General features: G+C 69.4%; 5 protein-coding genes and 1 pseudogene. 4 read left to right on the forward strand and 2 right to left on the reverse strand.

Going from position 1 to position 4,477, the window contains the following annotated elements; all coding sequences use genetic code 11:
- Together VHK87_RS13640 and VHK87_RS13645 are read right to left on the reverse strand one after the other, a co-directional pair.
- Nucleotides 1–569: biosynthetic peptidoglycan transglycosylase (locus VHK87_RS13640; RefSeq protein WP_329635437.1), on the reverse strand; the 569-nt coding region annotated here is incomplete at its 3' end.
- A gap of 141 nt (nt 570–710) precedes the next feature.
- On the reverse strand, nt 711–1,880 hold the full coding sequence (locus VHK87_RS13645) for an esterase-like activity of phytase family protein (RefSeq protein ID WP_329635438.1): 1,170 nt from the start codon (nt 1,878–1,880) through the stop codon (nt 711–713).
- A gap of 242 nt (nt 1,881–2,122) precedes the next feature.
- Between VHK87_RS13645 and VHK87_RS13650 the strand changes: the two genes are divergently transcribed.
- From VHK87_RS13650 to VHK87_RS13665, 4 genes and pseudogenes are all read left to right on the forward strand, one after another.
- Complete coding sequence (locus tag VHK87_RS13650; protein WP_329635439.1) at nt 2,123–2,464, forward strand: CC_3452 family protein; 342 nt, start codon at nt 2,123–2,125, stop codon at nt 2,462–2,464.
- 228 nt (nt 2,465–2,692) lie between these two features.
- Nucleotides 2,693–3,001, forward strand: coding sequence for a CC_3452 family protein (locus VHK87_RS13655; protein ID WP_329635440.1), 309 nt, complete (start codon nt 2,693–2,695; stop codon nt 2,999–3,001).
- A gap of 279 nt (nt 3,002–3,280) precedes the next feature.
- Nucleotides 3,281–3,835 carry a F0F1 ATP synthase subunit delta gene (locus VHK87_RS13660; RefSeq protein ID WP_329635441.1) on the forward strand — a complete coding sequence of 185 codons (555 nt, stop codon included), beginning with the start codon at nt 3,281–3,283 and terminating at the stop codon, nt 3,833–3,835.
- A gap of 6 nt (nt 3,836–3,841) precedes the next feature.
- Nucleotides 3,842–4,477, forward strand: a pseudogene (locus VHK87_RS13665) (F0F1 ATP synthase subunit alpha); the annotation flags it as partial.

A 4,477-nucleotide genomic window follows, 5' to 3' on the forward strand; every position in this document is an offset into this window, starting at 1 on the left:
CCGAAGTAGACCCGGTTCAGGTAGAGCTCGAGGATCTCCTTCTTGGAGAATTTCGCCTCCAGCCAGACCGCCAGGATCAGCTCCTGGATCTTGCGCCGGTAGGTCTGGTTAGGCGTCAGGAACAGGTTCCGGGCGAGCTGCTGGGTGATGGTCGAGCCGCCCCTGAGCGGGCCGCCCTCGTGCGTCATATTGTAAACCTGCGCCCGGGCGATGCCCCACGGGTTGAAGCCGAAGTGCCAGTAGAACCAGCGGTCCTCGATGGCGATGAAGGCCTTGGGCACGTAGGGCGGCAGCCGGTCGAGGTCCACGGGCGGGGCGTATTGGCTGCCGCGCACCGCGATCAGCCCGCCGGAGCGGTCGAGATAGTGCACCGACGGCTGGCGCTTGACGTCGTAGAGCTTGGAGGTGTCCGGCAGGTCGACGGCGAACACCGCGAAGAAGGCGACCAGGAAGATCAGCCCCCAGACCGCGAGCACCGTCGTCCAGTAGAACAGCGCCTGCAGGGGGCTGCGGCGAGGGCGAGGCGGTGCGCCCCGGCGACCGCCCGACGGCGGCTGCGCATTGGCCATATGAAGTCTCAGCTCGTCCTAAGCCTGCGCGCCCGCCCCGGCGGGAGCCTTTATCCCAGGGCCACGAAACGCGCGAGAAGGTTTACGAGATATGAACGCGCGGGACGCTGCGCCGAAAGGGCGCCGGATCTGCACGGCGCCTCAATCCAAAGCGTCGTCGAACCGCAGCCGGTAGAAGGCGGTGGCGGCCCCGCCGAGGCCGAAGTCGTTGTCGGTCACCAGCAGCAGTTCGCGATCCGACAGCATCGCCACGCCCTCGAGGTCCGGCGCGATCTGGCGGTGCTCGTCGGTCGAGAAGAGCAGCATCTTGCGCAGCGGCGGCAGCGGTCCGGCAGGCGCGGGCTCGCCCCGCTCGGCGGCCTCCAGCGTCACCAGGTAGAGCTTCGCCGACCGGGAGATGCGCTCGAGCACCAGCAGGCGCGAGGGGCCGATTAAGACGGCGTCGCAGATCTTCAGGACGGCGGCGTCCACCGGCCCCGCCTCGGCGTCGCGCAGGAAGGAGTCCGGCGGGTCGAAGCGGTAGGCGTGCTCGGCGACGAGGGCTCCGGACGCGGCGTCCAGCGTCCAGATGCGGACCTGGTCGTCCGGTTCGCCCGGCGTCTCCAGCGCGCTCTGGAAGGCGACGTGCAGCCGGGTCTCGTCGGGCGAGAGGGCCAGCGCCTCGAAGCCGCGGTTCGGGCGACGCGCCGCGGCCAGCCGCGGCAGCAGGGGCCGCTGCGGGATGCGCGCGCCGCGCGCCGCGCGGCCCGGCGGCGTCCACCGCTCGCGGACGGTCCCGTCGGCGGCCACGCGAAGCAGCGAGGGGCCGTATTCCTCGGCGACCCAGAACGTGCCGTCCAACAGCGCGGCCAGGCCCTCTGTGTCGGCGCCGTCCGGGTCGGGGGCGATCGGCCGGGCCGCGAGGTCGAAGGCCGGCTCGGCCGCTATGGCGTGCGGCGGCGGCGCGCCGGTGACCAGACCGCCGTCAGGCCGGCGCAGCGGCAGGGTGCGCACCAGCCGGACCCCATCGCCCTCCACCTGCAGCTCGCAGATGGTCGGCCCGAGCTCGAGGCGCGGCATGATCTTCGCGGCCCCCGGCGCATCCAGAGCCTGGAAGGCCATCAAGCCGAATTCGGAGAGGGCTTCGGACAGCTTCAGGTTCGGCCCGCGGTCGCCGAGAGCGAAGACCCGGCCCGGGGGATCACCGGGCCGCCGGGCCAACGCGCTGCCGAGGCCGAGGGTGATAGGCGCGGCGCCGCGGGGCAGGGTGATCGCGCCGGCCGGAACATCGGCCCACGTCAGGTTGGTGATCTCGGGGGTGCGCTGAGGCATGGCCGGACTTACCCCAGACCCGCCCCAGCGGCCACGCCAGAGCGCCCGGGCGCTGCTCCGCCTCTGCAATCCTGCATAGCGACGCTGCAGAATTCGACGTTGCACCCTCGATCTTAACAGCGTTATCTTAGCGTTGTTAGGTTCGCTTCTCCGGCCGCGGTGGGGATACCGCGGTCAGATCCCAGGGGCGGCCCGGCGTGTCGAATTCCATTTCCTCCCCGAAGCCCTGGAGGGCGCCCAATATGAAACTGCACCTCGTGCTCGCCGCTGCGACGGCGTTTGCTTCCGTGTCTTTCGCCGCCGTCACCGCTGACGCCGCCGAACCCGTCGTCGCCAAGCTGCGCGACGCCGTTCCCGCCAAGACCAAGGTGATCGCCGGCGGCGCCGTCTTCATCTGCGAAGGCGCCGACTGCGTGGCCGCGGCTCCGGCCTCGCGCACCATCGCCACCGCCTCCTGCAAGGAGCTGGCGAAGTCGGTCGGCCCGGTCGCCTCGTTCGGCGACGCCCGCAAGCAGCTGGCCGACGACAAGCTCGCCGCCTGCAACACCGTGGCCACCCCGGCCACCATGGTCGCTGGCCGCTGACCCCATTCTCGGATTAGGCGCACCAACTCCCAGCGTCTATTTGTCGAGCCCACTGGGCGCCGGCTTCACAGCCGGCGCCCTCTTTTTTTCCTGCCCCCGCCGCTAACGCGGCCGCCGGTCTGCGGCCGATGCACAGTACATTAACGCCGATAAGTTACCGGCGGTCGGTCGCTGTCTGCTGACGGCGCGCAGGTGAACCCGTTTGTTCGGCCCTAGGGGGGCTCAGTCATGAAGTTGCATCGCGTCATCGCCGCCGCTTTTGCGGTCGCCTCTATTTCCTTCATTGCTCCGATCGCCGAGGCGAAGGGGCCGGTGGTCGCGAAGCTGCGCACCAGCGTCGCCGCGCGGACCAAGGTCGTCGCCGGGGGCGCGGTGTTCCAGTGCGTCGGCGGGGCCTGCGTCTCCGCTGCGCCGAACGACCGGACGGTCGCCGTCGGCGCCTGCAAGGAGTTGGTCAAGGCCGTGGGTCCGGTGGATTCCTACGGCGACGATCTCAAGCAGCTCGAGGCGGACAAGCTGGCGGCCTGCAACGGCTGACGCAGGCTCCACTATTTATAGAGCGTCCCAGGAGGGCGCCGGCGCACCGCCGGCGCCCTCTTTCGTGGGCCGGCCGCGCACGGCCCGCGACAATGACGCCGCCGCAGCGGCCCGGCCTTGGTTGCAGCGCGGAAAGTCGCGTGTTATCAGGCGCGCGGCTTAAGCCGGGGCTGCAAGCAGCAGTTCCGGGTTTTGTGCTTTTTTCAAGCGCTTTCAAGCCTTTAGGTCGCGACGAAGTTGTTCGCCGCGGCCCTCACGACGCACCGGGCGGACACTTAAGTGGCTGACGATTCCAAGGCTTCGAATGTGGGCGGACGTTACGCCCAAGCCCTGTTTGATCTGGCGAACGAGCAGAACCAGCTGGGCCCGGTCGAGGCCGACCTGAAAAGCCTGAAGGCGATGCTCGCCGACAGCCGCGACCTGCGCGTGCTGCTGTCCTCCCCGGCCTTCGGCTCGGAAGAGAAGAGCAAGGGGCTGCAGGCGGTGGCCGCGGCCGCCCAGCTCAGCCCGACCACCCGCAAGTTCCTGGGCCTGCTGGCCGCCAACGGCCGCGCCTCGCTGCTGGCCTCGGTGATCACCGGTTTCGAGAACCTGGCGGCCAAAGCCCGCGGCGCCATCGCTGCGGAGGTCGTCACCGCCGTTCCGCTGACCGACGCCCAGGCCATGGGCGTCGCCGCCGCCCTGCGTCAGGCGCTGGGCCGCGACCCGGAAATCTCCACCCGTGTGGACCCCGCCATCCTCGGCGGGATCCGCGTGAAGGTCGGTTCCCGCCTGTTCGATGCTTCGCTGAAGTCGAAGCTCGACCAAATGAAATTCGCCCTCAAGAGAGCGTAAGCACCCATGGACATCCGCGCCGCCGAAATCTCGGCCATCCTCAAGTCGCAGATCGCCAATTTCGGCGAAGAAGCTGACGTCTCCGACGTCGGCCAGGTGCTGTCGGTCGGCGACGGCATCGCCCGCATCTTCGGCCTCGACAACGTCCAGGCCGGGGAGATGGTGGAATTCCCTAAGGCCGGGGTGAAGGGCATGGCCCTGAACCTGGAGCGCGACAACGTCGGCGTCGTGATCTTCGGCGACGACAAGGCCATCGCCGAGGGCGACGAAGCCCGCCGGCTCGGCGAGATCGTGGACGTGCCGGTCGGCAAGGGCCTGCTGGGCCGGGTCGTGAACCCTCTCGGCGAGCCGATCGACGGCAAGGGTCCGATCCAGAACGTCACCGAGCGCCGACGCGTGGACGTGAAGGCTCCGGGCATCATTCCGCGCAAGTCGGTGCACGAGCCGGTGCAGACCGGCCTGAAGGCCATCGACACCCTGATCCCCGTCGGCCGCGGCCAGCGCGAGTTGATCATCGGCGACCGCCAGACCGGCAAGACCGCCGTGGCGATCGACACCATCCTGAATCAGAAGGCCATCAACGCCGGCAGCGACGAGAGCGCGAAGCTCTATTGCATCTACGTCGCCATCGGCCAGAAGCGC

Origin of the sequence: Phenylobacterium sp. (assembly GCF_036263695.1) — a bacterium.
Taxonomy (GTDB): domain Bacteria; phylum Pseudomonadota; class Alphaproteobacteria; order Caulobacterales; family Caulobacteraceae; genus Phenylobacterium.